The 25247-nt window shown below is 49.8% G+C and carries 30 protein-coding genes and 1 tRNA gene; 18 read left to right on the top strand and 13 right to left on the bottom strand.

Annotated features, from left to right (window positions below):
- Positions 1-4 precede the first annotated feature (4 nt).
- Genes OLX08_RS04640 through OLX08_RS04630 form a run of 3 tightly spaced genes read left to right on the top strand, consistent with a single transcriptional unit; the run spans position 5 to position 3329 of the window.
- Positions 5-1057 (top strand): quaternary amine ABC transporter ATP-binding protein, encoded by a 1053-nt coding sequence (locus OLX08_RS04640; RefSeq protein ID WP_334067949.1) that lies wholly within the window; start codon positions 5-7, stop codon positions 1055-1057.
- Positions 1054-2607 carry an ABC transporter permease gene (locus tag OLX08_RS04635; protein WP_391482773.1) on the top strand — a complete coding sequence of 518 codons (1554 nt, stop codon included), beginning with the start codon at positions 1054-1056 and terminating at the stop codon, positions 2605-2607. Before OLX08_RS04640 ends, OLX08_RS04635 begins: the two co-directional genes overlap by 4 nt.
- On the top strand, positions 2604-3329 hold the full coding sequence (locus OLX08_RS04630; protein WP_391482772.1) for an alpha/beta fold hydrolase: 726 nt from the start codon (positions 2604-2606) through the stop codon (positions 3327-3329). Before OLX08_RS04635 ends, OLX08_RS04630 begins: the two co-directional genes overlap by 4 nt.
- A 164-nt stretch (positions 3330-3493) precedes the next feature.
- On the opposite strand, the gene speB is transcribed toward OLX08_RS04630, so the two are convergent.
- The 3 genes from speB to OLX08_RS04615 all read right to left on the bottom strand — a co-directional run bounded on the left by speB (position 3494) and on the right by OLX08_RS04615 (position 6129).
- Positions 3494-4462 (bottom strand): agmatinase, encoded by a 969-nt coding sequence (speB, locus tag OLX08_RS04625; RefSeq protein ID WP_391482771.1) that lies wholly within the window; start codon positions 4460-4462, stop codon positions 3494-3496.
- A gap of 341 nt (positions 4463-4803) precedes the next feature.
- Entirely contained in the window at positions 4804-5379 is a 576-nt protein-coding gene (locus tag OLX08_RS04620; RefSeq protein WP_391482769.1) for a PepSY domain-containing protein, read from the bottom strand.
- Positions 5380-5397: 18 nt separating this feature from the next.
- Entirely contained in the window at positions 5398-6129 is a 732-nt protein-coding gene (locus tag OLX08_RS04615) for a hypothetical protein (protein ID WP_391482768.1), read from the bottom strand.
- A gap of 908 nt (positions 6130-7037) precedes the next feature.
- Between OLX08_RS04615 and OLX08_RS04610 the strand changes: the two genes are divergently transcribed.
- Both OLX08_RS04610 and OLX08_RS04605 read left to right on the top strand, forming a co-directional pair.
- The gene (locus OLX08_RS04610; protein ID WP_391482766.1) at positions 7038-7547 is read left to right on the top strand and encodes a helix-turn-helix transcriptional regulator; all 510 of its coding nucleotides are present in this window, start codon (positions 7038-7040) and stop codon (positions 7545-7547) included.
- Positions 7548-7763: 216 nt separating this feature from the next.
- Positions 7764-8129 (top strand): hypothetical protein, encoded by a 366-nt coding sequence (locus OLX08_RS04605; protein ID WP_391482765.1) that lies wholly within the window; start codon positions 7764-7766, stop codon positions 8127-8129.
- Positions 8130-8539: 410 nt separating this feature from the next.
- On the opposite strand, the gene OLX08_RS04600 is transcribed toward OLX08_RS04605, so the two are convergent.
- Together OLX08_RS04600 and OLX08_RS04595 are read right to left on the bottom strand one after the other, a co-directional pair.
- The gene (locus OLX08_RS04600) at positions 8540-8896 is read right to left on the bottom strand and encodes a hypothetical protein (protein ID WP_391482763.1); all 357 of its coding nucleotides are present in this window, start codon (positions 8894-8896) and stop codon (positions 8540-8542) included.
- A gap of 156 nt (positions 8897-9052) precedes the next feature.
- Positions 9053-9379, bottom strand: coding sequence for a DUF6626 family protein (locus tag OLX08_RS04595; RefSeq protein WP_391482762.1), 327 nt, complete (start codon positions 9377-9379; stop codon positions 9053-9055).
- A 407-nt stretch (positions 9380-9786) separates the two neighbouring features.
- Between OLX08_RS04595 and OLX08_RS04590 the strand changes: the two genes are divergently transcribed.
- From OLX08_RS04590 to OLX08_RS04575, 4 genes are all read left to right on the top strand, one after another.
- The gene (locus tag OLX08_RS04590) at positions 9787-10071 is read left to right on the top strand and encodes a hypothetical protein (protein WP_391482760.1); all 285 of its coding nucleotides are present in this window, start codon (positions 9787-9789) and stop codon (positions 10069-10071) included.
- Between the two features lie 89 nt (positions 10072-10160).
- Positions 10161-10619, top strand: coding sequence for a hypothetical protein (locus OLX08_RS04585; protein ID WP_391482759.1), 459 nt, complete (start codon positions 10161-10163; stop codon positions 10617-10619).
- Positions 10612-10938: a DUF3768 domain-containing protein gene (locus tag OLX08_RS04580; protein WP_391482757.1), complete on the top strand. Its 327-nt coding sequence runs from the start codon at positions 10612-10614 to the stop codon at positions 10936-10938. Before OLX08_RS04585 ends, OLX08_RS04580 begins: the two co-directional genes overlap by 8 nt.
- A gap of 54 nt (positions 10939-10992) precedes the next feature.
- On the top strand, positions 10993-11280 hold the full coding sequence (locus tag OLX08_RS04575; protein WP_391482755.1) for a hypothetical protein: 288 nt from the start codon (positions 10993-10995) through the stop codon (positions 11278-11280).
- 670 nt (positions 11281-11950) lie between these two features.
- On the opposite strand, the gene OLX08_RS04570 is transcribed toward OLX08_RS04575, so the two are convergent.
- Positions 11951-12391 (bottom strand): BLUF domain-containing protein, encoded by a 441-nt coding sequence (locus OLX08_RS04570; protein WP_391482753.1) that lies wholly within the window; start codon positions 12389-12391, stop codon positions 11951-11953.
- A gap of 376 nt (positions 12392-12767) precedes the next feature.
- Between OLX08_RS04570 and OLX08_RS04565 the strand changes: the two genes are divergently transcribed.
- The 8 genes from OLX08_RS04565 (at position 12768) to OLX08_RS04530 (ending at position 19974) form a co-directional block, all read left to right on the top strand.
- Positions 12768-13334: a tyrosine-type recombinase/integrase gene (locus OLX08_RS04565; protein ID WP_391482752.1), complete on the top strand. Its 567-nt coding sequence runs from the start codon at positions 12768-12770 to the stop codon at positions 13332-13334.
- Between the two features lie 178 nt (positions 13335-13512).
- Positions 13513-14121 carry a DUF6134 family protein gene (locus OLX08_RS04560; RefSeq protein WP_391482750.1) on the top strand — a complete coding sequence of 203 codons (609 nt, stop codon included), beginning with the start codon at positions 13513-13515 and terminating at the stop codon, positions 14119-14121.
- 13 nt (positions 14122-14134) lie between these two features.
- Positions 14135-14812 carry a response regulator transcription factor gene (locus tag OLX08_RS04555; RefSeq protein ID WP_391482748.1) on the top strand — a complete coding sequence of 226 codons (678 nt, stop codon included), beginning with the start codon at positions 14135-14137 and terminating at the stop codon, positions 14810-14812.
- 35 nt (positions 14813-14847) lie between these two features.
- A complete protein-coding gene (locus OLX08_RS04550; RefSeq protein ID WP_391482747.1) occupies positions 14848-16173 on the top strand; it encodes a sensor histidine kinase in 1326 nt (441 codons plus the stop codon).
- Between the two features lie 95 nt (positions 16174-16268).
- Entirely contained in the window at positions 16269-16856 is a 588-nt protein-coding gene (locus OLX08_RS04545; RefSeq protein ID WP_391482745.1) for a thermostable hemolysin, read from the top strand.
- Positions 16856-18292 (top strand): AMP-binding protein, encoded by a 1437-nt coding sequence (locus OLX08_RS04540; RefSeq protein ID WP_391482744.1) that lies wholly within the window; start codon positions 16856-16858, stop codon positions 18290-18292. Before OLX08_RS04545 ends, OLX08_RS04540 begins: the two co-directional genes overlap by 1 nt.
- Positions 18289-19080 (top strand): SDR family NAD(P)-dependent oxidoreductase, encoded by a 792-nt coding sequence (locus OLX08_RS04535; RefSeq protein WP_391482742.1) that lies wholly within the window; start codon positions 18289-18291, stop codon positions 19078-19080. Before OLX08_RS04540 ends, OLX08_RS04535 begins: the two co-directional genes overlap by 4 nt.
- 33 nt (positions 19081-19113) lie before the next feature.
- On the top strand, positions 19114-19974 hold the full coding sequence (locus OLX08_RS04530) for a TauD/TfdA family dioxygenase (protein ID WP_391482740.1): 861 nt from the start codon (positions 19114-19116) through the stop codon (positions 19972-19974).
- Positions 19975-20192: 218 nt separating this feature from the next.
- Here the strand turns inward: OLX08_RS04530 and OLX08_RS04525 are convergent, their stop codons facing one another.
- The gene (locus OLX08_RS04525; RefSeq protein WP_391482739.1) at positions 20193-21434 is read right to left on the bottom strand and encodes a tyrosine-type recombinase/integrase; all 1242 of its coding nucleotides are present in this window, start codon (positions 21432-21434) and stop codon (positions 20193-20195) included.
- 136 nt (positions 21435-21570) lie between these two features.
- Between OLX08_RS04525 and OLX08_RS04520 the strand changes: the two genes are divergently transcribed.
- Positions 21571-22122: a histidine phosphatase family protein gene (locus OLX08_RS04520; protein ID WP_391482737.1), complete on the top strand. Its 552-nt coding sequence runs from the start codon at positions 21571-21573 to the stop codon at positions 22120-22122.
- Between the two features lie 155 nt (positions 22123-22277).
- Here OLX08_RS04520 and OLX08_RS04515 read toward each other — a convergent pair.
- From OLX08_RS04515 to OLX08_RS04490, 6 genes are all read right to left on the bottom strand, one after another.
- Positions 22278-22352: transfer RNA gene (locus OLX08_RS04515), tRNA-Phe, on the bottom strand.
- A gap of 101 nt (positions 22353-22453) precedes the next feature.
- Positions 22454-22648, bottom strand: coding sequence for a DNA gyrase inhibitor YacG (locus OLX08_RS04510; protein WP_391482735.1), 195 nt, complete (start codon positions 22646-22648; stop codon positions 22454-22456).
- The gene (locus OLX08_RS04505; RefSeq protein ID WP_391482733.1) at positions 22648-23679 is read right to left on the bottom strand and encodes a ribonuclease E/G; all 1032 of its coding nucleotides are present in this window, start codon (positions 23677-23679) and stop codon (positions 22648-22650) included. Before OLX08_RS04505 ends, OLX08_RS04510 begins: the two co-directional genes overlap by 1 nt.
- A complete protein-coding gene (locus OLX08_RS04500) occupies positions 23676-24254 on the bottom strand; it encodes a Maf family protein (RefSeq protein ID WP_391482732.1) in 579 nt (192 codons plus the stop codon). Before OLX08_RS04500 ends, OLX08_RS04505 begins: the two co-directional genes overlap by 4 nt.
- Complete coding sequence (gene infA, locus OLX08_RS04495) at positions 24254-24472, bottom strand: translation initiation factor IF-1 (RefSeq protein WP_007205486.1); 219 nt, start codon at positions 24470-24472, stop codon at positions 24254-24256. The genes OLX08_RS04500 and infA overlap by 1 nt, the downstream gene beginning before the upstream one ends.
- A gap of 312 nt (positions 24473-24784) precedes the next feature.
- Positions 24785-25246, bottom strand: coding sequence for a low molecular weight phosphatase family protein (locus tag OLX08_RS04490; RefSeq protein ID WP_391482728.1), 462 nt, complete (start codon positions 25244-25246; stop codon positions 24785-24787).
- Between the last annotated feature and the right edge of the window lies 1 nt (position 25247).

The raw sequence follows: 25247 nt of genomic DNA, 5'->3' as shown, positions 1-25247 counted from the left end.
CAAAATGCAGGAAACTGTTGTTGAGATTTCCAACGTCTGGAAAATATTTGGAGCCCGATCGGCCGAAGCCTTAGCCGCAGTGAAAGAACAGGGTTTGACTAAATCTGAAGTATTATCTCAGTTTGGGGCTGTGGTTGGGGTTGCTGACGTTAGCCTTGATGTCAAACGAGGGGAAATTTTCTGTATTATGGGGCTTTCTGGTAGTGGAAAGTCAACGTTAGTGCGTCACTTTAATCGTCTATTGGAACCAACTGCTGGGCAGATTAAAATTGAAGGTACTGACGTGATGGCGTTGGCATCTCGCGAATTACAACAGTTCAGAAATGAAAAAATAGGGATGGTGTTTCAAAACTTTGCGTTGATGCCCCATCGTTCTGTTTTGGATAATGTTGCGATGCCTTTAGAAATCCGACAAGTGCCTAAAAACGAACGGATGCGTCAAGCGGCAGCAATACTTGATATCGTCGAACTTGGCGCGTGGGGTGCCAAATTTGCCCACGAGTTGTCAGGCGGCATGCAGCAACGTGTGGGCCTTGCCCGAGCGCTTGCTGCTAACCCTGATGTTTTGTTAATGGACGAACCCTTTTCTGCTCTTGATCCTCTTATCAGAAGACAATTACAGGATGAATTTATTCGTCTTAGTAAAATATTGAAAAAGACTACAATTTTCATCACGCACGATTTGGATGAAGCGGTACGAATTGGTGACAGAATTGCAATCATGCGCGATGGTAAGGTTGTTCAGATAGGGACTGCTGAAGACATCGTGATGGAGCCAGCTGATGATTATGTCGCTGACTTTGTTGCAGGGATTTCACGTTTAAAAGTTGTCCACGCACATGCGGTTATGCAGCCCATAGATTTACATGAAGCAAGCCACGGGCCTGTAAATGCAGATGCTAAGCGCGTTGATGCGAATGCAACGCTTAGTACATTAATTAATTTAGCTATCGATGATGACAGGCCCATCGTTGTTCAAGTTGGCGGTGATGACGCAGGAATTATCACGCGTGCCGATTTGTTGCGTACTGTAATCGAAGGGACTGAAGTGTCATGATTGATCAAAATCCAGATCTTGGTGTCAATCCGCTGGAAGACACGTCATCAGAAGCAGCGATAAAATATGCTGAGACACGTAGAGACAACATCCGTGCGTTCGTTCGAACGAGTCCAACCTACTACATTATGATGTTTGATCGGATTGGAGCCTCAGCAAGCTTTACCGCCACATTTAATGCGATGGCGGGGTTATTTGGTCCAATTTGGTTCGGTGCTAGGGGGCTTTGGAATTGGGCATTACCTTTTCTGATTTTGGAAACACTAGCTTTTGTACAAATTGCACGAGGTTTATTTGGCGATCTTGGTGCGGAAGCGATGGCTCGAATAGCATCGATCGAAGGTACACTCGCACTACGTAAACAACAGCTTGCTGCCGCTATAGAAAGCCAATCAGATAAAGAAGATGTATATCGACGTACCGTTGAATCCTTAGAAGCCAATATTGGTGGAATACGAGATGAAGCTGCAGCAATGGCAGCTGAGGGGCCAACAATCGCTTTAAGTGGCGTCCTTATTCTTCTTTTTGTTAAGATCTGCCAATCATTAATCGCTAATTGGGCTTTAGAGGCGCGCTTCTCAGACTGGTTATCAGACGACAGCATTCGATCTGGTTTGCCGTTTCAGCACATTGTGCTCAGTTCAGTATTTATGTTGTTGATTGTGGCAACTGCAACATTTCACTACTCGTTCCCGGATCGTTATGCGCTGCTGAGTTACTTTCCCACCGACCCCAATATACGGCTATTCAGTATAGGTAAGGTTGAGGCCTTTTTTAACTGGGCCGTGCTCAATGGTGAGGTGCTATTTGATGCCATAACTTACTTTATTCGTCTCGTTCTTGATGCACTTGAACTTGTATTCGTAAGTACGCCTTGGGTTGTTGTCGCGGCGTTGATTGTTTTGCTGACATGGTTGACCGCCGGTGTAAGAATGGCGATCTATTCTACTGCTTTTCTTGCCTATATGGGCCTCTTGGGTTTTTGGGACAAAGCAATGACGACGCTTGCGCTCCTGGGAACAGCTGCATGTTTATCGATCCTAATAGGCATTCCATTGGGGATGTTTGCGGCTAGGCGCCCTCGGTTCTACGCATTTATCCAACCCATCATGGATTTTATGCAAACGATGCCTGCCTTTGTATTTATGATCCCAGTCATTGCCTTCTTTGGGACAGGTAAGCCTGCCGCTGTTGTCACTACAATGATTTTTGGTGGTACTCCCGTTGTACGATTAACTGTTCTTGGTTTACGTGGAGTTCCTGAAAGTGTTCGGGAAGCAGCCATTAGTTTTGGTGCCAATAAATGGTACCTACTGACAAAAGTTGATCTCCCATTGGCAAGTCCTTCGATTAGAGCGGGTATCAACCAGACAATCATGCTTTCACTGGCGATGGTTGTTGTTGCGTCACTTATTGGCGCAAAAGGTCTCGGTGAAGATGTACTTGAAGCACTTCAATACGCAAATGTAGGGCAAGGTATACTTGCTGGGTTTGCAATTTTATTCTGTGCAATGATCCTTGATCGAATAGTCCAAGGCGGCCGTAAATGAATCCGATCGTTTTCGTGCATGGGTTTATGGGGGGGAGCGCGCAATGGGTGCCGCAAGAGACTGCATTTGGTAGTGCGAGTGTTGTTGCGGTTGATTTGCCTGGATACGGACAAAATGCGCATCTCTCCCCATTGCCAACCATTGAGGCTTATTCTGATTGGGTTTTGTCAGAGCTAATAAGGCGCGGAATTAGCTGCTTTGATCTAATTGGTCATTCGATGGGCGGCATGATTGCACAAGAAATGGTGGCGCAGGCTCCAGATCATGTTGGCCGTTTGGTGCTATATGGGACAGGTGCTCAAGGCGTATTACCTGGCCGATTTGAAACAATTGAAACTTCAAAAAAACGGGCTCTATCTGAAGGGGCAAAAGCCACAGCACGCCGTATTTCCGCAACTTGGTTTTTAGCTCGCGAAGATGATCCGGCATACGAGGGATGTGCTGTAATTGCTGAACAAAGTAGTGCAGCTGCTATTGTGGCTGGTTTGGAGGCGATGAGGAAATGGGACGGTAGAGCACATCTTAAAAGCTTAGATAAAGAGACACTAATTCTTTGGGGGGACCACGACCGGACATATTCATGGGAGCAGACTGAACAACTTTGGCATACAATAACACGGTCTAATCTTGCGGTTATTCCTCTATGTGCTCATACGGCGCACCTCGAACGTTCAGGACTGTTTAATAGTATTGTTAGTGCTTTTCTAACTCCGAGCTCTTAGCCGGTTTTTATGAGAAGAAGTGTCTGAAGGTTTGATGGTCAACAACTTGAAACAGGTAAAGCTCCTCGCCTCACTAGCTGCACAGTAAACGAAATAATTTATGCGATTGAAAATGGTCGCCGTGTTACTCTTAACGTGCGACCGCGTCGGAGTGTCATGCAAGCCTACTTGGCCTTCTCATGAAAGATAAAGCCAATAAAGTTGAGTAAAATTTGAGCCGCCAAAATTTGAGTACTTTCACTGGGGTCATAGGCTGGCGCAACCTCGACCAGATCTATGCCTACAACATTCCCTTGTTTTGCTAAGCCTTGAAGGATTTCCAAAACGTCATAGTACAAAAACCCACCATGGCTTGGAGTTCCAGTGCCTGGAGCGATTGAGGGGCAGAATGCATCGATATCGATTGTTACGTAATAGCGACTTCCTTTGGGAATTCGCTCTAGTACTGCTGCAGTTCCAAGTTTGCGCACTTGTCGGACTGATAAAATATCTGAGCCACGTGCTCGAGCGTCAGTGTATCCGTCTTTTGCAGTTGAAGAAACGTTCCGGATGCCGAGCTGCGTCATTCCGCAGACGTAGTCTTTTTCGATTGCACGGCGCATTGGGTTCCCGTGCCCATTTTTCACCCCATGACGCTCATCTACAAAGTCTAAATGCGCATCAATTTGAATAATATGGATTGGTCCATGCTCTTGGCAGTTTTTCGCGAAGGCGTTTATGCATGGTATGTTGATTGAATGATCGCCGCCAATCGTCACTGGCAGAGCACCTGCATCTAAGATTTTTTGAACGCCTAGCTCAATGTTTTCATGACTTTCTTTAGTCTTTGTGTGAATTATATCCGCATCGCCAATGTCTATAATCCTAACGTCTTCAGCTAAATAGGTCGCATCATCTTCATGATCGTAAGCGCCTGCATGGCCAAAACTAAATAGTGTCGAAGCTTCGCGAACACTGCGCGGCCCAAACCTAGCCCCTGATCTAAACTGGCATCCAAAATCATAGGGAGCGCCTAAAATGGCAACATCTGCGTCAATTGCGTCCCAATCTTGTACGTAGGGTTTCTTGCCAAATGTTGAGATGCCGACAAAAGGTAAATTTAGTCGCCCGGTGTCATAACTATGATCTGACATGAAAGCCCCCATTATGTTTAGCACTTAATTGTGAGGTGGATTAAGAGGATCAGCGTTGGCAAAAGTGCCGTTGGTTTGTTGAGGAAACCATATATTGAAGAACACGTATAGTTTTTGTCTTGATCAAATAAGGGATCGCTATTTGCTTGGGTAATGCTGTCCAACTGGCGCTCTGTGAGACGCCACGTTCGTATTAGCTATGTTTAAATCATGAGCCTCCCTTGAGCAGCCCCACCTGAATGGTCCATATTAAAAGTTAGTGCATGATCGGCCTTTGGTCCATCGGGATGATGGCCTCTGGCGCAGTTGGGCGGTAGCGCAAATGCTCAACTCACGTGCCATCATTGCTCAGAGAACCGTCGCATTACCCGTTTGTGTCGAGGAAGGTACCAGATGAGCAGTCCTGATATACCAAACGTAATGAGCGCAATTGCAGTAATGTCTGCTAATATTGTCCCTATCCGCCAGTCTAGCCAGCCGGTTCTGTGGAAGATGCCGAAGATATAGTTCCAATATATTTTTCTATGTTGGAGCAGGCCATCAGGAGTAAACATCTTATTGGAAATCGCAGATTTGACGTAATACACGCCAGTTTTTGGCACCACTATGATACTACCGTTTTCTCGTTTGAATTCGATTGCGCTCTGCTCGTGATAAGAGATACGCTCTACCGATAGCATCTTACTTTCAGGCCAATAGCCGCGCGCTATGTTCGCCGATTGCTCTAAAGTAAGCGGTTCTTCCAAATCCATGTAGGCTTGATCGTTATCCTCGTAAGTATTGAGTGGTAAGGCTGACAGTACCAGCTCTGAATGGTTTAAATAAAATCCAGTAAACCCAAACGCTATAATCCAAGGCAATATGAGTAGGCCTAAGTACGAGTGTATTTTTCGTAAAGATTTGAGAATTCTAGGCAATGCAATTTCCTTAATTTTTTACGTAAGAGCTATATTCGGTATGCTAATTGTGTACTGCCGGAGAACTTTGAAGGCGCGCAATAAAGGTACCTTCCGCAACGTGCGTTCATCATTTAATTGCCATAGTCGATCTAGATGGAAAGTGGTGTTTGCATCGACAACATCAAATGATCTTAACTTTGAGTAAGCTATGTTTTCGCCAGGGTAAAACTTGTCATTGTCAGCTAATTCGCCATCAACTTTTAACACTGGGCGGCGCATTCGAATTGGCAGGCCGAGAGTTTTGAACAAGCCTCTTTTGGGCAGCCATAATAAAAGGTCATCTGCTGCAATCCGATGACCTTGTCTCGCCTTCTCATAAATGAAAGTAGACTTTCCTGTGTTTTTCGCACCTACTACGATATTACACTCATCGTTGATGCTATACGCTGCGCAGTGAAGGAGGCTTGCGCCTTCTACCAGTGTTAAAGTGTGATAAGCCATGCAGATGAACGTATCATTCAGGGCACTGATGAGATCTGTCTGTCTAAAGTGAATGTCGTAACATTTGCCGCCAATTGTGTACTCACCGTCGTTGAAACTTATTGAAACGTCAGGTTTAGCGTTTGCCTCGTCATTCGTTATTGACCAACCTGCTAAAGTGTCTGCAAGTAAGGCTGCAAAATAAGTTGGACAGCGCATCGAGATGCGCCACCCATTGGCTGTGAGTTGCCAGTTTTTTAAAAGGTGCCTGTCTTGGGTCACCGCCAATCGCCACCCTTTACTTTACAAAAGCGGCGTTGTGATTGCCCGCGTGGTCCACTGATTTTTACGCGGCGGCAAAGAAGCTGATTGTTAGCCTCTGTTGATACAATTAAAAACTTAGAAGTTGCGTCAATGATGCCCTCCGTTTGATCCGGGCTCGCATCAAGTGCGGCAAACATCGCAGCTGCGTTGCTGTAGTCATACCGAACTGTATCGCAAGCAGTTAGCAGGCAAGATAGCACTAGCGCTGTGACAACATTTTTCAGTGGCATTAGTTAAAGCTTCCCAACACGTCATCTAGATCTGAAGCATCCACTGTAGTCAGGCCATCTGTGCTAACGTCCGTACAGTTGATTCCGCCAGCTGAACAATAGCGGCTTGCGCTGGAGGTTGAGCTACGGCTTGGACCTGATGTTGAGCTACGGCTTGGGCCTGAAGTTGAGCTGCGGCTTGGGCCTGAAGTTGAGCTGCGGCTTGGGCCGGAGGTTGAGCTACGGCTTGGACCTGATGTTGAGCTACGGCTTGGGCCTGAAGTTGAGCTGCGGCTTGGGCCTGAAGTTGAGCTGCGGCTTGGGCCGGAGGTTGAGCTACGGCTTGGACCCGAAGAGCGTGACGGGGCCGAAGGCGCCGATGGTGCTGAGGGGCCTGAAGGTGCTGAAGGGCCACCACTCGCTCTAGCGACTGTAGCGAGAGAGCTTATAGAAAGGGTTGAAGAGGCTATGAGTAGCGTTTGGATGAATTTTCGGCGAAGCATTACGTGTCTCCTAGTTGCGATTTCTTAACCGTAACTAGCTTGAGACGAGGGTGTCTGTATATTGCACGAGCGGTATAGACTGCGATTAAAGGGGCGCGTATATCGTTTGATATATAATGAATTATGCTCGTTCATACTTGCCTTAGGGGGACCTCTGATTATGAATCAAAAGGCTGTAATTACGGTGTTTGGCATGAAGTTGGTCGCGTTGCTTTTCTTTGTAAGTGACGTGCTTATGGATGTTCGCGAGCATTTACGGACGGACACAAGTTACAGCTCAGAAGGATTAATACATCTTGGGTTCGAAGTATTTGCCGTATCAGCTCTTGCCGGTGGCTTAGTTGTTTCTGGCAAATACGTTCGGCTGCTTAGGCAGAAAACAGTCAAAGCAGAACAAAGCTTATATAACTTAAAACAAGATTTCGATCAGTTATTGAACGCAAAATTTGCGCTTTGGGGCTTAACGCCTGCCGAAGCTTCTGTAGGACTTCTTATGTTGCGCGGTTTCGCCACTGCGGACATTGCAAGTTTGAGAAACACGAAAATTGGCACTGTTAAAATGCAGATACATAAAGTTTTGCAAAAGTCTAATGCAGCATCGAGGAGTGATTTCGCTGCTATTTTTATGGATGAGTTTTTAGATTTTGCCGCTGAGGATGAGTTATTGTGAGCTGCCTTTCATCTTCTTAACTATGCCTCTCGCGCCTTCTCACACTCGCGTGATAAGGTCAGCAGTCATTGCATTATTGTTCAATGGGCTACTTTTTAAATGTAGCCAACAATTTGGTCCGCGTCCGGGTATCGAGCGGGCCAGATGGAGACTTTCGCACAAAACGACTAATCAACGGAAACTTGAACCAGATATGTTCCAAGCTATCTTTGCGTTATGCTGAAAATTATCGCTATCCTGCTTGCAACCACCAGCGCCGCTGAAGCTCTGGGAACTTTTATTTGTGAAGAACTCGACAGGGTCTCACTTTCAGCTGAAGGTGCGATGCGGCCTGTTTATGAAGGGCGTTCTCTGACGTTTACTTGGACCGAGAGCAATTTGTCTGGCGATGGCGTCTTTTATCATAATGATTACGACATGCGTCGTCTTGGGGGCGGAGGGTTCCGCGCAACTGCTAAGAACAAAGACCGAAGCGACTTGTTTCGATTTGAGGATGGCGTGCTTATGCACGCAGCGATTGTAAAATATGGGTCAGCACCTTCGGTACAGTCGCAGGTATTTCGGTGTCAGCCTGTGGAGTAACGAGGCTTGTCGCTTGTGCTTCGGCTGTACTTCTCTTTCAATTTCGCTCGTCGCTTTACTCCCATCTTCGAGTTTAAGGGGGCATTTGTCGCTATCAAGCAGGCCCATGGCGCCTGTGGCCTGTGTGAAGTTAGATCACCCCTTCGACTTCTCAGGTGCCAACTTGTTCGCGAATAAAGAAAAAAGTGTCTAAACTGGCTAAGAACCACTCTTATGTATCAATTATTTGAGCTATGCCTCTCGCGTTTTTGCACAACCAAAACCTAGACAGCCCTACAAATTCCAACATCCGCATATATTCTGCCCAAAAGCGCACGTAACACATCAACCCGCGTAAACACTCACACGTAGCGATCCCAGCAAACTCACCGCCTTACAGCTGCTTACACAGCGCACTAGGTACCACTGCACTACAAACCACCCACAGTTCCCTGTGTGCCTTGTGACTTAAGTCTGTCATAATCGGCTTGTGACGTTGCCGTACTGGTAGCCTGAGGCATACCTGACGTGGACTGCTGTGGGGCTTGAGCAGGGGGCTTAGACGCACCTAGCTTTGGCACAGCTGCGATAGCCTTTCCCATACGGGACTTTGGCTGCTTTTTGGCTTTGACGTCGCCACCTTTTAGCCGTGTGTCCAGCTTGTTGGCCAGAAAGCTTGCGGTATTGGCAAAGGTCTTAATGTCATCAATTGCTTGCTCAAGACTGCCCGTGCCAGAGCCTTTCTCTATGACATCGATTAGTCTGCGCAGTTCATCACGGTCATCCATGCGCAACACCCAACTGTACAAAATGGGGTGATGCAAAATCACCACCCAGCTTCTGTAAGTACTTCCCGCTAAAAAACCGCAGCGCAGATTTTTGCGGGTGCAGAACCCGTTTCGAAGAACGCTGCAACATCACATGCAAAAACGTATATATGTATGTCATGCGCCCATCCTTGCAGGCTCACGCCATACCGCCTCTGCTTGGCGCGCTATGGCCTGATCGCAGAGGGCTTTAAGACGATCAAAGCGCCTTACCCATTGTTGGTGGGACTGGGCGTCACTGGCGCGTAAACTGTCTGCGTAGTGCCCTAGTTTGTGTGCGCAGACGGTCAGTGTCTCCACACTTGGCTCAATGCGGTTGTAGCGCAATACGCGGATGTATCCCTCACTGCGGCCCAGCCAGGCTTGGCAAAACTCAGGTGTATTGGCGGCAGCCCCTGAGCTGATTAGCTCATCTCTAATATGTTCAAGAAGTTTGATACTCATGACATCTCCTCGTTAACTGATGTTCATTGTTATTTAGTTTAAATGAGCCGGCCCACGGCCATACTTATTGATGAAGTGCTCAGGATTTACCCGTTCAAAACAAGTGAAACACAGCTCTCCTTTTTGTGTTTTGAGGAAATTTTGCTGTCAAACACCGCAAACTAGTTTGCTGGTTTAAACCAGTGAAGTTTTTGGGGAGGTTAGATTAAGCACTGGCTACAAGGCGTTGTAACTAAGCGCGAAACTTCCAAAATCAGGAGGTAAGGTTAATATTCTTTAGGTTGTGTCGGTGGTCGATAAGCTAGCGTTAAAGGTTATCAACCTTACAAGCCAAGTTAGCCGCTTGTGCGTACAGGGAACTGACCTTTGCCAACGCCTTCGATAAGATGCTGAGCACAGCGTAAATCATGTTGAATGGCTTTACGCTTGGCGCGGCGCAGTTCAACGTCGATGTCTTTGGTCGAGTAGAGCATATGCTGGCGGATACTGTGAGCTTGGCGACATCTGAGATGAGTGATGGTGAGCGTAACGCGTTCTTTCCGATTTGGGATCAACTTGAAGAACGAGTGCAGCTCTATGTGCTGAACGGCTACAACGAGCTGCCGCCAATGAAGTGCGGGCCTGAGGATTGTACGATGCGCAAGCGGCGCAAAGAAGCGATCACTCACTCAGGCGGATCTAAGCTTAATTAAGCAAAAACAGTCACTTGACTGTCTTTCTGGTCGTCCAATGTTTCCTTTGAACATACGCTTTAGCTGTAACCACACAGCAAGGAGCGGATATGACACATCTGGCAAAGCTTACATTCAAGACAGTAGATCGCAGTGCAAAACGCGATCCCATCATAGCGCGACGTGACAAACTCGTCGCAGGGCTCAAAGAGCAAAAGCTGGTGCATGCGGCAGCGCTGAAGAATGAAGATCACCGGGTTGAGCGGCACAAATGGATGACCAATGACATGGGAGAGCGTGTGATGGTCAAAACCCACCGCCGAGTGCGCCCATGGTTTTTTGAACAAGACGGTGGCTGGTACGTGCAGTGCAGATACGGAGCACGTGTGATTGCAGCCGATGGCACCAACAACGCGGTACTGGTCAAAACACTAGAAGATGTCGCTGGTGTTCTAGATGCTTTCCTGAATGCAGCAGCTGCAGGGGAGTTAGACACAGCCATCACCAAAGTAGCTGAGCGGCAGCCCCGCTTAAAGCCAGGGGCTGCCAAAGCTGCAGCAAATGCATGATGCAACCACAGCCAAAATAGCAGCACTTAATGATCACGCACGGCGCTCATTCACAGACTGTCGTGTTGTGATCACCCGAGGCGTGCAGACATTAGATGACGTACCATCAGTGCTGGACCAAGTACGCCGCTTTGATGCCTTCACGCCCGATAACGATCCATATGGCGAGCATGACTTTGGATCATTCCGTCACGGCGACATAACCATCTTCTGGAAGATCGATATCTACGACGTAGACCTGCAAATGCAGTCGCCGGATCCCAGCGATCCTGCTGTGACCACCAGTGTGCTCACCATCATGCTAGCAGAAGAATATTAATCAATTTGTTAACTATCAGAGTTACACTTTGTGCATTTCGGCTAATCTATCACAATGTCCGATTCCTCCTCACACCAATTGCTCTGGCAGGCAGTATTGTTCCAAGTTCTTCGGGACATTCGTGACGCAAACCGCAGTCATGAAGGACATAAAGACTTTGCCACTGCAGCAAGGTGGGTTGGGAGCTATCCAACCCGTGAGTTTAGCGAAGTGTGTATGCTGGCAGGACTTGAACCTGACTTTGTGCACCCAAGATTTGTAAAGATCATCAAAGAAGCTGAGGCCAAAAGCGCTGCGCGTAAAACCACGAAGAGAGCGCCTGTTCCAATGGCTGCAGAATAGTCAGTTTTAAACGGTTTTTTGCTGTCGTTGATAAATACACGTGAAGACTAAAATGGTTGTGCTGTCTTTAAGATCGGCGACAGGCTCTATGCATCGTAAGATGCCCCAAGAAGATCCGAACACAGGTCACGCTGTGGCGGAGGATGTTAGGGATGCCGCGCAGTAGCCGAGCTGCATGTTCAACCGTCGCTGTGTCATCCAGCGTCAGCAAAGAGAGATGGCAGGAGTGGGAGTACAAGGCTCGCAAGAGAACCCCACGCCCGTGTCCACGGTTTGTCATGGCTTTGGATGCATTGGGTGCGTTGCTGAAAAGGTGGCGTGTAAAGCTGATCGAGAAACCCCAGCTTCCTGAAACAAGGTTGCGCTCATGACAGACGAAAGCAACTCGGATGAGGTCTTCGTCATACCAAGGCTGCGGACAGCCTTGGTATGACTACACAATCTGGATGAGATCCCATTCATATATGATCAAAATCATAAAATGTGTTTGAGCTAATGAATCGTGAAGCAAAAGACTGAAGGTGTTTGTGATTGAGCGTGAGCGATTGAACAAACAACGAAAGTCAGCTCGGCGAAGCTGAGCTTGAACAGATAGAAACATAAAACACGATAGGGTTGGCAGAGCTCTGATCTTAGTAATTGAGCAAATGCAGTTCACTCATTTTGTCCGTTAGCTCTGTGCAGCTGTTTTACGCATGTAATCAATCATGCATTCGACAAACTCTTCGTCTTGTTTTGCCCAACCTAAAAAGACATCACGCTCTTGCTCAGTTACAAGATGGTAACCCATGCCCCACTTGGCAAACAGTCGTTTATCAGTGGTCTTGTCCGATAGTATTTTGACGTTTGTGTGGCGACGATCTCGTTGGATCATACCCAATAGGTCCTCAAGAACGTCGTGCTCTCCTTCGAGCACCTGATAATACTTCAATCTTGTCCTGACCAAGTAGCCAGAGACGTCCATCTCGTCATTATGAGCTAATGCTGTATCGATGATGTCTTTGTCTTCAGGACTTGGAAAATCAGTAGTGGCAGTGCTTTCGTACAATATTGAGCGGATCATCGTAGAGCTGCGCCGCACTAAGTCGTTATGCTTTGGGTCGAGGGTCATACACGATGCGTAGTTGAAATTGCCGAAAGTTTCAAATTGAGCCTGAGCAGCTATTGCTTCGCTGATTGGATTATAACTTGGCATGAGGTGATTTAAATGCCAGGTTCTTGGCTTCGCAGTGCCTATGGCGCTGCAAAGCTCCGCTGTCTCCATGTTTTGGGAGGGATGTGTTGTAGGCAGCGGAGCATAGCAGCAAGGCTTGTACTGAGCGCAATCACACAGCCCAAAACCTCATAGAACACACATAGCATGAGATTATTGCGTAAGTCATTGTAAAACATAGACTTCAAGAAAGTCGTCTTTCCGGTAGGAAGACCAAAATCTCAGACTTTATGCTCAAAGCTAACAAATGATTAGGTTTTGAGGAGATAGCGCCATGCGCCAAGCACAGACATTGAACGAGGCGCAGCTGCGCAGGGTTATACAGTACTGTCGCAGCCGGCGTCATCCAACACGGGATGAGACTATTATACTGACGAGCTTCTACGCAGGGCTGAGGGCCAAGGAGATTGCAGCGCTCACTGTGGGCAATGTGTTTGATGAGGCAGGTAACGTACGTGAGCAGTTCATACTTACAGCGGAACAAAGCAAAGGTGGGCACACACGCACGGTGTACATGAACCAGCGCTTACGCAAAGCACTAGTCGAGTACAGCGCATCAATCCGCACAGCCAAGCCGCATCACGCATTGTTCGCTAGTCAAAAGGGTGGGCACTTCTCAGCCAACACCATGTGCCAGCTGTTCTTGGATATCTACAAAGCAGTGGGGCTTAAGGATGCCTCAAGCCATTCGGGAAGACGTACTTACATCACGAGGTTGGCCAACAAAGGGGTAGGGGTGCGCCTATTGGCAGAACTGGCGGGGCATTCGCATATATCCACCACGCAGAGGTACATAGACGTGAATTCTGAACAGCTGAGTGAAGCGGTGGAATTGTTGTAGGGGCTCTCAGCCCCAAGTGGACCTTCGAGCATGCTGCCGCGAAGGGCTTCTTTGAGCCCACTTTAACCGATGCTGCGCCATCTACGAACGGCTGCTTCGGTGATACTGCCAACGCAATATTTCATGATTGTAAGTTTTATGTAAGCCTCACTGACCATGAGCGGGTTAATCTAAAAGCATGATGGAGATTGATATGCGTCTTTTTGGAATTGCCCTTGGTTTTGCAGTCGCTCTTGCGGCCCCTGTAAACGCCCTCTCATTGCCTTCGAACGGTGAGCTAAGTTTTGATGTCGTCCGAAAGGGCAAGGATATTGGCGATCACAGCTACAGTTTTGCAGGGAATCCTGGTTCATTCACGGTTAAAGTAGCCACTGATATCGCGGTCAAGGTACCTTTGATCAGAACAACCGCCTACAGCTTCAAACATAAAAGTGTGGAGAGCTGGAAAGGCGGCAAGTTGCAGCAACTCAGCTCATCAACAAATGATGATGGCGAACCGCACCAATTGAAAACCGCGAATAAAGGCGCATTGCCGGCCAGCCTTTGGAACGACGATATCGTGCGTAGTGGCAAGTTGATGAATACCATTGACGGGAAGATCATGAGCGTACGCGCGGCAGATCTAGGGTCGGAGACGGTAAAAACAAAAGGTGGCAATGTTTCTGCGCATCATTACCGGCTTTCAGGTGGGCTGGCCCGCGACGTTTGGTATGACGGCGAGGGCAACCTTGCACAGGTCATGTTCAAGGCCGATGATGGCTCAACTGTGATGTATATCCGAAAATAGGACGACGCGCCGAATGCGGATACTTTATATTGAAGACAACGAAAAGCTGGCGCTCAATACGAGCGCCAGTTTGCGTGACGCCGGATTTGTAGTGGACGTTGTCCATACTGCGGCGGATGCTTTGCATTCTGTGAAAAGCTTTGAATATGATGGGGTTATTCTTGATCTTGGATTGCCAGATCAAGATGGTTTAGACGTTTTGCCAATGATCAAAATGTCCAAGCCACAAACACCGATTATCATATGCACTGCGCGTGATGCGCTGGATGATAGGATCAAAGGTCTGAATACAGGCTCTGACGATTATGTTGTCAAACCATTTGCGATCTCAGAACTGGTCGCCCGCATAAATGCTGTTCTGAGGCGACCAGGCGGCGCGCTCGGGATGACGTTAACATTGGGGAATGTGAGGTATGAGACAGCCGAACGATCGGTTGTTATCAACGAAGTACTGACAAGCTTCTCGAAGCGCGAACTCGCCCTACTGGAGCTGTTTCTGCGCCGTGCCGAGCGAGTTGTATCGAAAGATGCGATTGAAAACGCGCTCTATGGGTTTGATGAGGCAGCAACACCAAATGCCATCGAGGTGTTGACTCATCGTCTGAGAAAAAAGTTGATCGACAACGGAGCCAGTATCGAAATCCACAACCTGCGTGGGATCGGATACGTACTTCAGGAAAATTCTGCATGATGGTTGTGAATTTTCTTTTTGGACAGCGAAGATCATTGAAGAGAAGCCTGCTACTCAACATCATCACTGCGTTAAGCCTATGCATCCTCCTCGCGGGAGCCGTCCTGATCAGTGAGTTTTACGAACATCTGAAAGAAAGCCTCGAAGACGCGATGTTGGATGAAGCGCTGGAGATCGTTGGCCAGGTTGACCCAGCTGCTCCGCAACATGGCCTTGATGCTGGTTCGCTACGTTTTCAGGGTGTCGAAGGAACGTATCGATACACGGTCTATGACGAAACTGGCAGCATGGTAGCCGGTGGTGAGGGGTCTGATGCCGTCTGGCAGCAACTATCGCAGATTAAACTGGGTAATCCACAAGCGATTGCGCTTCTTGGTGACAGGCTTGGTATCGGATTGAAATCCCGGATCGCGGATCAGGATGTTTTTGTCTTGGTATCCACATCTCCGAAGGCAAATAACGAAACACAGTTCGGCAAACTTTTGCACGAGATCGAAGAGGGAATCTGGTGGGTGGTTTTAGGTGTTGTAGTGGTGCTAACTTTCGCACTGTTTGCGACCCGTCGTGCATTGTTGCCTTTGAAAATACTATCAGATCAAGCGCATCTAATCGGACCAACAGCAGCAAATCAGCGGTTAGCGACTGACCGTGTACCCGCCGAGATTGCCCCGTTGATTAAAGATGTGAACATGGCCTTTGATCGTCTGGAGCAAGGGTACAAAGCACAGCGGGATTTTGCGTCAAACGTAGCGCATGAAATTCGCACACCAATCGCGGTGCTTAGATCCAGTATCGACCGGATCAATGACCCTGCATTGAAGAAAATCCTCTCGCAAGATGCAAAACAACTGGACCGTATTTTTGGCCAACTTATTGACTTGTCGCGGGCCGATGCCGCTTTGCAATCGGGTTTTGAGGCTGTGGACTTACGAAGTGTGGTTGTTGAGGTTGCTTCTGGTTTGGCACCAGCGGCCCTCCGGTCCGGTCGTCGCCTATCCGTGATCGGGGACGAGACCGTACTTGTTCACGGTAATGCAGGCCTGTTGGGAATTGCTCTGGCCAATGTCGTACGCAACGCTTTGCAATATACAACAGAGAGCAACGAAGTCGAAATCGAGCTGCACACGAACCCGGCCGGATGGCGGGTTCTTGACCGTGGGCCAGGTGTGCCAGACGCACTCAAGATGGAATTGTTCGAGCGGTTCAATCGCGGCAATCAAGCAAACCTAGGCACTAAGGGATCGGGCATCGGTCTGGCTATCGCAAAGTCAGTCGCACAATCACACAACGCGACCATCTCTATCCAAGACCGTGACGGAGGTGGGAGCATTTTTTCCTTTATGTTTGACCAAAATCTTTAAGACCTTTTGATTTTTTTGATTGATGTAAGTCTCTTGTAAGCCTGATCGGCAAAAACAACCTCAACACGTCATGAGAAGGCACGTTGAGGTTGGATATGAAGATCGAGTTTTTAAGTGGGGATTGCCCCGGAAGCAAAGAGGCCCAAGAACACATCAAGGGGGTCTATAGCCATGTATACGGCGCAGAAGTAACTGAGTTCGCACCATTGCTGGTTGTTGCCAAGCGTGTAGACGGAGAAATCCTCTGTGCGGCAGGCATCCGAACTAAAAAAGACGGATTTTTTTCAAATACTTACTTGAAGTCCGACTTTTCAACCGCTCTACAACACGCAGCGCATATTGATGTCCCAGCACAAGAAATAATGGAAGTTGTTTCTCTAGCCTCCACGACCCCTTTTCCAGTTTTGCCCATGCTGGACAAATTGATCGAATGGGGCCGAGAAAACGGGATGACCTGTGGGGTATTTACCGCAACCAAACCCCTACGTCGTCTACTGAAAAGAACCCCGCTGAACTATGTAGAATTGGCGCCAGCGGACATATCTCAGGTTTCAAATCCAAAGGCTTGGGGTTCCTATTACGACACTGACCCGAAAGTATGCGCTTTCAGCGAGGCTTTGTCTCAATCCGTTGTCTTGTCCCCCCGCGCGCGCGCCACGCAAATTGCTTCGGAGGCCTCCTAATGAAACAGGTCTTTGACGCGCTAAATCGCCATTCGCAAACCCGCCCAGATGACATCGCATTCGAGGATGACACAGGCCAGATAAGCTGGCGCGAACTGGCCATGCGTGTCGAGAGCCTCGCCTGCGCGTTAGACGCGGTGGATGGCACCATCGGCATCGGCCTTGCGGGTGGTATCGACTATGTCGTCACTGATTTGGCGCTGACACTCAGCGGGAAGCGGCAAGTGCCATTACCATTCTTTTTCAGCACAGCCCAAAATGTGCATGTCTTGATGGATTCAAAAGTCGGCACGGTTATCACCAGCAATCCAGAGATGTTTGCAGACTTACCGCACCTAAAACCCATCAGCCCAGTGGCCATATCAAGTGAAGCTTGCGTTTTGCGTTCTTACGCTGGCGGTGCCGAGCGGATTATCTATACCTCTGGATCTTCCGGTAATCCCAAAGGCGTGGTGCTGGGGGATCGTCAATTGAAAGCTTCTATCAGTGCCTTAAGCCGCGTCATTGCTGCGGACGCGACGGACACGCATCTGTCCATTCTCCCCCTCGCACAGCTTCTGGAGCAGATTTGCGGGATATTCTTGCCAGTTGTGGCTGGTGCTAAAACGGTTTTCCGGTTTGAAGCCACGAAGTCATTGTTCGGCGCGCCGATTGAACCTCTTCTGGATGCATTCGAGACAACACGGCCCACGACAAGCCTTCTGGCACCGGCCATCTTGGGACGTTGGGTAAACGCACTTGGAAACAAAAACGCGCCAGACAGCCTTCGCTTTGTAGCCGTTGGGGGCGCGTCCAGTTCACCCTCCTTAATCAATACGGCGCAAGATGCAGGGATTCCTGTGCATGAAGGATACGGCTTGTCCGAATGCTGTGCCGTCGTTGCAATGAACCGGCCTGGAGACAATCACCCCGGCACAGTTGGGCCGGTATTGGATGGGCTGAATGTATCTCTTGAGAATGGTGAGATAGTCGTCTCAGGCCCTACAGTCATGCAGGGGTATTTGAACGGCGATCCTGCACCGGAGGTCTGGCACACCGGCGATCTGGGCCATTTTGACGATGACAGGTTGGTTATTGATGGCCGGAAAGACGCACTTCTGGTTACAGGCGCAGGGCGCAACATCTCTCCTGAATGGGTAGAACAGCGCGTCAACGTTGATCCGCGCGTTGTCAGTTCTGCCTTAGGTCTTCGCAAATCTGACGGCGCATTGGTTTTGATAGTCGTGGCAGTGGCACCGGTGTCGCCCAGCGAGATCGAAGCTTACCTATCAGACCTGCCGATCTATGCGCAGCCAACCGCGTTGATCATGGCTGATCCGACCGAGGTTGGTCTGTTGTTCCCCGTTGGAACACCCAACCGTTCTGTTGCGGCATCCTTGATCAACACACGCTTGACGCAACCATTGAACGCCAAACCAGAAAGCATCGCATCATGAGCCCCACCAAGAAAGTCCTAATCACCGGCGCAGGAACTGGCATTGGCAGATCATTGGCGATTGAGGCCGCGCAAAATGGCTTTGATTTGATCCTTGTTGGCCGCACCTCCGCGACGTTGGAAGAAACGAGTTCCAAATGTGACACTCCAAATGCCCGTTGTATCATCGCGGATGTAACAACTGTCGAGGGGCGGGCTTTGATCGCTGACTCGGTTGCTGGAACGCTGGACATTCTCATTAACAATGCCGGTGTCCTGAGCGTTGGACACCTCGCAGACATGGCTGATGCTGACTTAGAGAGGATGACGACCACTAATCTTGTCGCACCCATAGCGTTGACCCGCGATCTGCTGCCTGCACTGCGTAAATCAAAGGGCCGTATCGTCAACATCGGGTCGGTTTTCGGCGACATAGCCTATCCATTTTTCGCAGGCTACTCCGCGACAAAATTTGGTCTTCGCGGGTTTTCGGATGCCATGCGCCGCGAACTGTCGGGGGCTGGTATTGGCGTAACTTACATCGCACCGCGCGCAGCGCGCACAGCAGCAGAAAGCGCATTCAGCGTACTGGTTGAGCCCTTGGATATGACGCTCGACTCTGCTGAAGTAGTAGCTGCGCAAGCTTGGGATGCGATCCTTAAAGGCCAACGCGAGAGCTTCCCCAGAGGCAAAGAGCGGTTTTTCGTCAAGGTGCAGCGTCTGTTTCCATCGCTGGTCGACAAATCGGTGGGCGCACAGGCGCGTGACCCAAAAACCTTGGCGGCTCTTCGTCCGTCAAACCAATCTTGATGCAAAACATCTAAAATCTACAGGACACATGATATGAGCTACAATGTAATCCGCGCTTCGGAAGTTGGTGAGGCTTCCGTTACCCCGGCTATACTTTCCAAAATCAAGGACCACCTGAAATCAGACGGCTGGGCCCTGCTCCGTGGCTTTGATATGGACATGACATCGTTCAGCGCCATCACATCACAGCTTTGCAAGACCATCACCTTTGATCCTGCACGTGAGAATACGAATAAAAGCACTCAAAAAGTGGATGCAGGCCTTGGGCCAATTGGCCTTCATATCGAGAACGGAAATACCCCTGTTTGCCCCGACATCGTTGCATTCTACAGCACCAAAGCAGCATTTGAAGGATCTCAAACCACGATCTGCGATGGCCGCCGCGTTTTTGAGGCCTTCTCGGATGCGCAAAAGGCGCGTTGGTCTCAGCGTATGATGGTCACAAGAACACTGCCTGAGGTTCTGTGGAAGCGCTACCTAGCAAACGAACACCCGGCCATAAGCGAACCCGAAGAGGTCACGCAGGAACATATCCTACAATTCAAAGCATCCATTCCAGACCAAGATTTTACGCTGAATGAGGACGGGTCTCTAGAATATCGCATCAAAGTTTCACCCGTGCGTCCATCGTCTTTGTCAAACGGGCATGCTTTTGCAAACGCAATTCTGGGGCCGTCGCATAATTACGAGCCGCCGGTTTATACATTAGATGACAGTACCGTTGTGACATATGAGGAAATTGAAGAGATTAGAGACATTGCCGAGACCTGCACAGTCGAGATCAATTGGCAGGACGGTGATGTCGCAGTGATCGATAACACGCGCGTCATGCATGGCCGTCGCGCAATAAAGGACCAGGATCGGCAGTTATTTATTGGAATGGGCCGCCTCTAATTTGTCCCTAACACTGTTGAGGATCGCGCTAGCGCCACGGAGTGATCCTCAACTATGCCGGATGGCATTCTTTTGTAACGCCGTGCTATCTGCCAGTGCCGTAAAGGATCGAAAGCAGCCATTAGCGCAACCGCAGCGAAATGGTGCTTTGTCCGCATAGCTGACCTTGATGCTCTGTGCAGCGAAGGTCCGCATTTCGTCCAAGGTGTAGCCCTCTATCACTCGCTGATGTTTTTCTGGTTCTCAAACTCATCGCTGCTCAACTCATACCTTTTCCCCGTGAGCATGTCCTTCTTGAGCCTTGGCGTGAGGTGACTGTAGTGCCGCTCAATCATACCGATTGATGTGCCCATCTGTACGGCAAGCGCATGTATATCCATCCCATCGTTGAGTAGGGCAAAGGTCGCATAGGTGTGGCGCAGGCTATACAGGGTTCTGTTCTGCCCTGTGCGTGGGCATGTGATCAGCCCTGTGTCTGTGAGGAACTTGCGGAAGGTCTGGTGGATGTTCTTTGACACAGTACCATCGGGCAATCTGAACACTGGCAAATCTACTCGCTGCTTGAGTAGATCTTCAAAGGGGATGTGCCGTATGTCCTCTGACCGCTCGTGTATGCGTTTGAGGTAGTTAATCGTACCACTGCGGCAGATGATGTCCCTGCGACCGGTCTTGCCCGTGACGCTCATCTCTAGATACTGCAGATCCTTTTCCTCAAACAGCGTCACATGCTTCCACTTGAGATTCAGCGCTTCTGTCCCGTGCCGCATGCCCGTATTGGCCATGATCAACACATAGTCCCGCATGAGGTGCCGCATGTCTGTGGGCTTGCCTGCCTTGCCCGCATTGATCCAACTGGGCAGCTTGCGGATCAGTGTGGCGTATTCTTCCCGGGTGAAGTCAGGGCGGCGTTCACTCTTCTCACCACGGTTTACCAGCAGTGGCACATTCTTGTGTGCGATAAAGCCCCGCGCCACAGCTTCTTCAAACACTCGGTTCATCGCCGAGTTGTGTGTGTTCAGCGTACTAGCCTTTGGCTCACGCCCCATCTTAGCTCGTCGCCAGTCGTAGAACTGCTGCACCTTCTCATAATCAATGGTGGTTACATACTGTGCCCCAAAAAAGGGGATGAGGTAGCGCTCAATACACACGATGTAGTCTGCAAACACTTTGCGTCCTAAGCCGGCATCCAGCTGTTTACGCATATCGGCGATGGCCAGCTTGGCAACGTCAGAGAACTTCTTGGTGACTACAGGCAGGTCGTTCTTGTGGCGGAACTTGTATTCAAGAAAAGTCTCGCAGGCATACTCCTTGGCCTCAGCCAAATCACGCTTGCCGGTGCTGATGCGGATGGTGTGCCCGTCGATCACAAAGGCAGCCTGCCAGCGCTTGCTGCGCTCGCGACGATACACGCGCACCTCGCCGTCTAGTATCAGATGTGTGTCTTCGCGCAGCTGCCGCATGTCCTGCTCCTCACAGCAACACTATGGCAGGGTGCACCAACAAGTCTATCAAAGTGTGTGTTTGAGAAGCAGACAGATTTTAAGCCTGCTGCCTTAGAGCTAAATGTGATTAGCTAAGAGAGTTAGGAGACCAGTCATGAAAAGACGACAGTTTGTAGCGGGTATAGGGCTTTTTACCTTAGCTGCTCCTTACGTAAGAGCGGGTAATCAAGCGCTAGGGCTGCTACCTGAGGGCTCTAACGTATTGTTCATGCGGCACGCGCTAGCTCCAGGTTTTGGCGATCCAAACAACTTTGAAATTGGTAACTGTGCAACACAGCGGAATTTAAACGATGAGGGCAGGAGGCAAGCACAGCAAATTGGATCAATGCTAACACTGAATGGATTGGACTTTGATGCTGTTTACTCAAGCCAATGGTGTCGCTGTCGAGAAACTGCAGAGCTTCTGGATGTAGGAGAGGTTCAAACTTTTGCTGGGCTAAATTCATTCTTCCAATCACATGCTCCCAAGAAGCAAACCCTTGAATTGCTAGCAGAAAAATTAGACGCGCTTCCAAAAGATAAATTAACGCTGATGGTTACACACCAAGTAGTAATTCGGTCTGTTACCTCGCTCAGTGTTCAATCTGGAGGGTTAGTGGCTTACGACACGACGTCTAAGGCTTCCCGAAGGCTTACTGTTAGCTAGTCGTTAAGCGCTCCAGCCAACACTGTGTTCAACACCGTGATTCAGCGCCTAAAATAGCGAGCAACACGGCAAAAAGTGTGTGTTTGGTGTGTTTTTGAAAAACACAACTTAAGCGTGTGTGACGCCCTGCTAAGCCATTGATATTGCTTGATAAATGGTGCCCGGGGGCGGAATCGAACCACCGACACGAGGATTTTCAATCCACTGCTCTACCCCTGAGCTACCCGGGCACGGGATGGGGTTGAACCCCTTGGGTGGCGTCGTTCTAGGTCAGGCATTAGATGGTGTCCAGCGCCTTTTTGCCCAATTGTGTATTTCACTGCAATTCGCGCTAGTGAATATTTTTCGCGGCCCGCTCGGCTTCTATTTCAAGTGCATCTACGATCTGATCCACGTCATCTGGATCTGTGCTGGCAATTGCATAATCGCCGCAAAGCCACTTGGCCAAATCGATGTCGGCGCAACGTTTGCTGCAAAACGGTTTGTAACTTTTATCCGCGTCGCGTTTGCAGATAGGGCAGGGCATCAGCTGTCTCCGAGAAGCACATTAAGGGGAAGGCGTTCGCGTTTGCGTTGAATTTCAAAGTGGCCAAGCGGCGTCCAACCTACAAGAGATGTTTCGATTGGATCGCTCTTGAACGCTTGGCGCAGCGCACCTTCAACTTGCCGCCGGTCGGCTTTGGTCATTGGCGCGAAATCGATTGTGATCTGTCCGCCAAGGCCGCGCAATCTAAGTTGCCTCGCCAGCTCTTTGGCTGCCCAAAGGTTCGCTTTCAGCCCTGATGCGGGCGATGTGTCTGCTCCGGTATTTACGTCGACGGCGACTAATGCACGGGTTGGTTCGATGAACATCGTGCTTTGGGCAAACCGTACGTCTATGTTGGTTAGCCCGTCCAATTGATCGAGAACGTTGCAGTCTTCAAAGCTGCCAGATTGCTGGGCAACCTCGGCAGGTTCGGTCCACTCGCGCCAAGCCAACAGATGTGGCTGATCCCCTTGCGACAAAACAGCAGGCGCCTCTACTTCGGATGCTAAAACTGTATCCGCCGCAGTCAACATTGCGGCAATATCTTCGGCGATGTCATCGTCATCCGCGCCAAAACTGGCCGATCGTAGGATCACGCCATAGGGGGCATCGCCTGCCACGTCATGCAGGATTGTTTTGAGGCGGACGCGTTCTTCTTCGTCGCGTATTTGGCGGCTGATGTTCAGCCCCTGCGTGGATGGGGTTACAATTGCGTAGCGGCTTTTGAAAAGCAGTTTCGCCGTCACGGGGATGGCTTTGCCGTCTTCGGCGTGCCCTGTCACCTGAACCAAGATGCGGGCCCCTTGGGCAATGCCTTTGGTACCACGCAAAAATCCTTGGCCGTCTGGTGTGCTGACGAAGATGCCGCCTTGGCCTTTGACAGGGCGGTCTGCGCGTGCTGCGTAAATGGTCCCAACAGTCGGCGTTCCGGCCGGAGGCGCGATCAGGATATCGTCAAGACGTCCATCGACCAGCAGTGCCGCGGCTTCGATGCCGTTGAGGTGATCGAGTGCAATCTGGCGACCCTTCATGAGGCGGCTCCGTAAATTGGGTAGCCCGCTGCTTCAAGCAACGTGGCGGTTTGTGCAAGCGGCAAGCCCATGACGGCAGAGTAGCTGCCAGAAATCCACGGGATGAATGCGCCAGCAGGGCCTTGAATGGCGTAGCCGCCGGCTTTTCCTTGCCAGTCATCTGTATTGAGGTAGGTCGTGATCTCTGGCTCAGACAGGCGTTTCATCCGTACGTCCGTCACAACATCCCGGGTCCATAGCTTGGTTGCTGTCTTGACGCTTACTGCCGTGATTACTTTATGACGACGGCCCGAAAGAAGGCGTAGAAAACGCTCGGCCTCATCGCGGTCCTCGGGCTTGCCAAGAATGCGGCGGCCAAGGGCGACGGTTGTGTCAGCGCAAAGGATAATTTCATCTTCAGCCGCAGCAAGGACGTTAGACTTTTCAACAGCCATGCGCATGCAGTAGGCGCGGGGTTGCTCGGCCTTTAGCGGTGTTTCATCAATGTCTGGTGAGCGGGTTTCGGTGATCGACACACCCAACTGCCCCAGCAACTCACGCCGCCGGGGACTGCCAGATCCGAGGATCAGCTTCATTATTTAAAGCGGTAGTTGATCCGACCCTTGGTCAGATCATACGGTGTCATCTCGACTTGGACTTTGTCTCCAGCCAGAACACGGATGCGGTTTTTGCGCATCTTGCCTGCCGTATGAGCGATAATTTCATGGCCGTTTTCCAGCTCGACCCTGAATGTCGCGTTCGGCAAGAGTTCCTTAACGACACCTGGAAATTCGAGCAGTTCTTCCTTAGCCATGTTCACTCCTGTAATGCGTCCGCCCTGTGCGAACACGGCACGATATGATGCAGCGCCGCGCTGTTTTCAAGGCGTTTCTGAAATGTGACCACAAAGAGCGTCGAAACAGCGATTTATCTGCTGAATTAGCACGTGGTTGTATCATTTATGCATGAAACTGACGTGCGACTTGTCGAACCTTACGCGGTTGCATGGTTCCTGGGTGCAGCTTTTTTGTGGCAATTTCAGCGTAGGTAGCCGTTTGGTTTGGTTTGTTGCCAATAGCAGGCTCAAGAGTTGGCGGCTTTATTCGGGCGCACTCAACTACTGATCTTACTCTGAAACGACAGGTGCGCCCCAATTATCAGTCATGTGTTTGATGATCTGGTCACGGGCCGCGCGGTAATGTTCAAGCTTTTCGTTGCGCTGGTCACCCATTCCGGTCGGGTCCATGATGGGCCAATACAGAACCTCAAGTGCATGGGTGCGGGTTAGTTCAAGGGCCGCACGTTGGGACGCAGGCGACAGGGCGACAATCACATCAAAGCTGCCCAAATCGTCGCCCCATTGCTCCATTTCATCAAACGAGCGCGCACGGTGGCGTGACAGCTCGATCCCCATTTCTTCACAAACGGCAACTGTAAAGCCGTCTATATCCATGTCGGATTTGACGCCGGCCGATTGCACGTATGTTTCTTGGCCGTAGAACTTTTTCATCAATCCTTCGGCCATCGGTGAGCGGACCGCGTTGTGGTCACAGCAAAACAAGATTGACGTGGGAAGGTGCTGTTCCAAA

Source organism: Nereida ignava, from assembly GCF_047114695.1.
Lineage (GTDB): Bacteria > Pseudomonadota > Alphaproteobacteria > Rhodobacterales > Rhodobacteraceae > Nereida > Nereida ignava.
The sequence above is the reverse complement of the archived record's forward strand: the minus strand, read 5'-3'. Positions and strand labels throughout refer to the sequence as shown.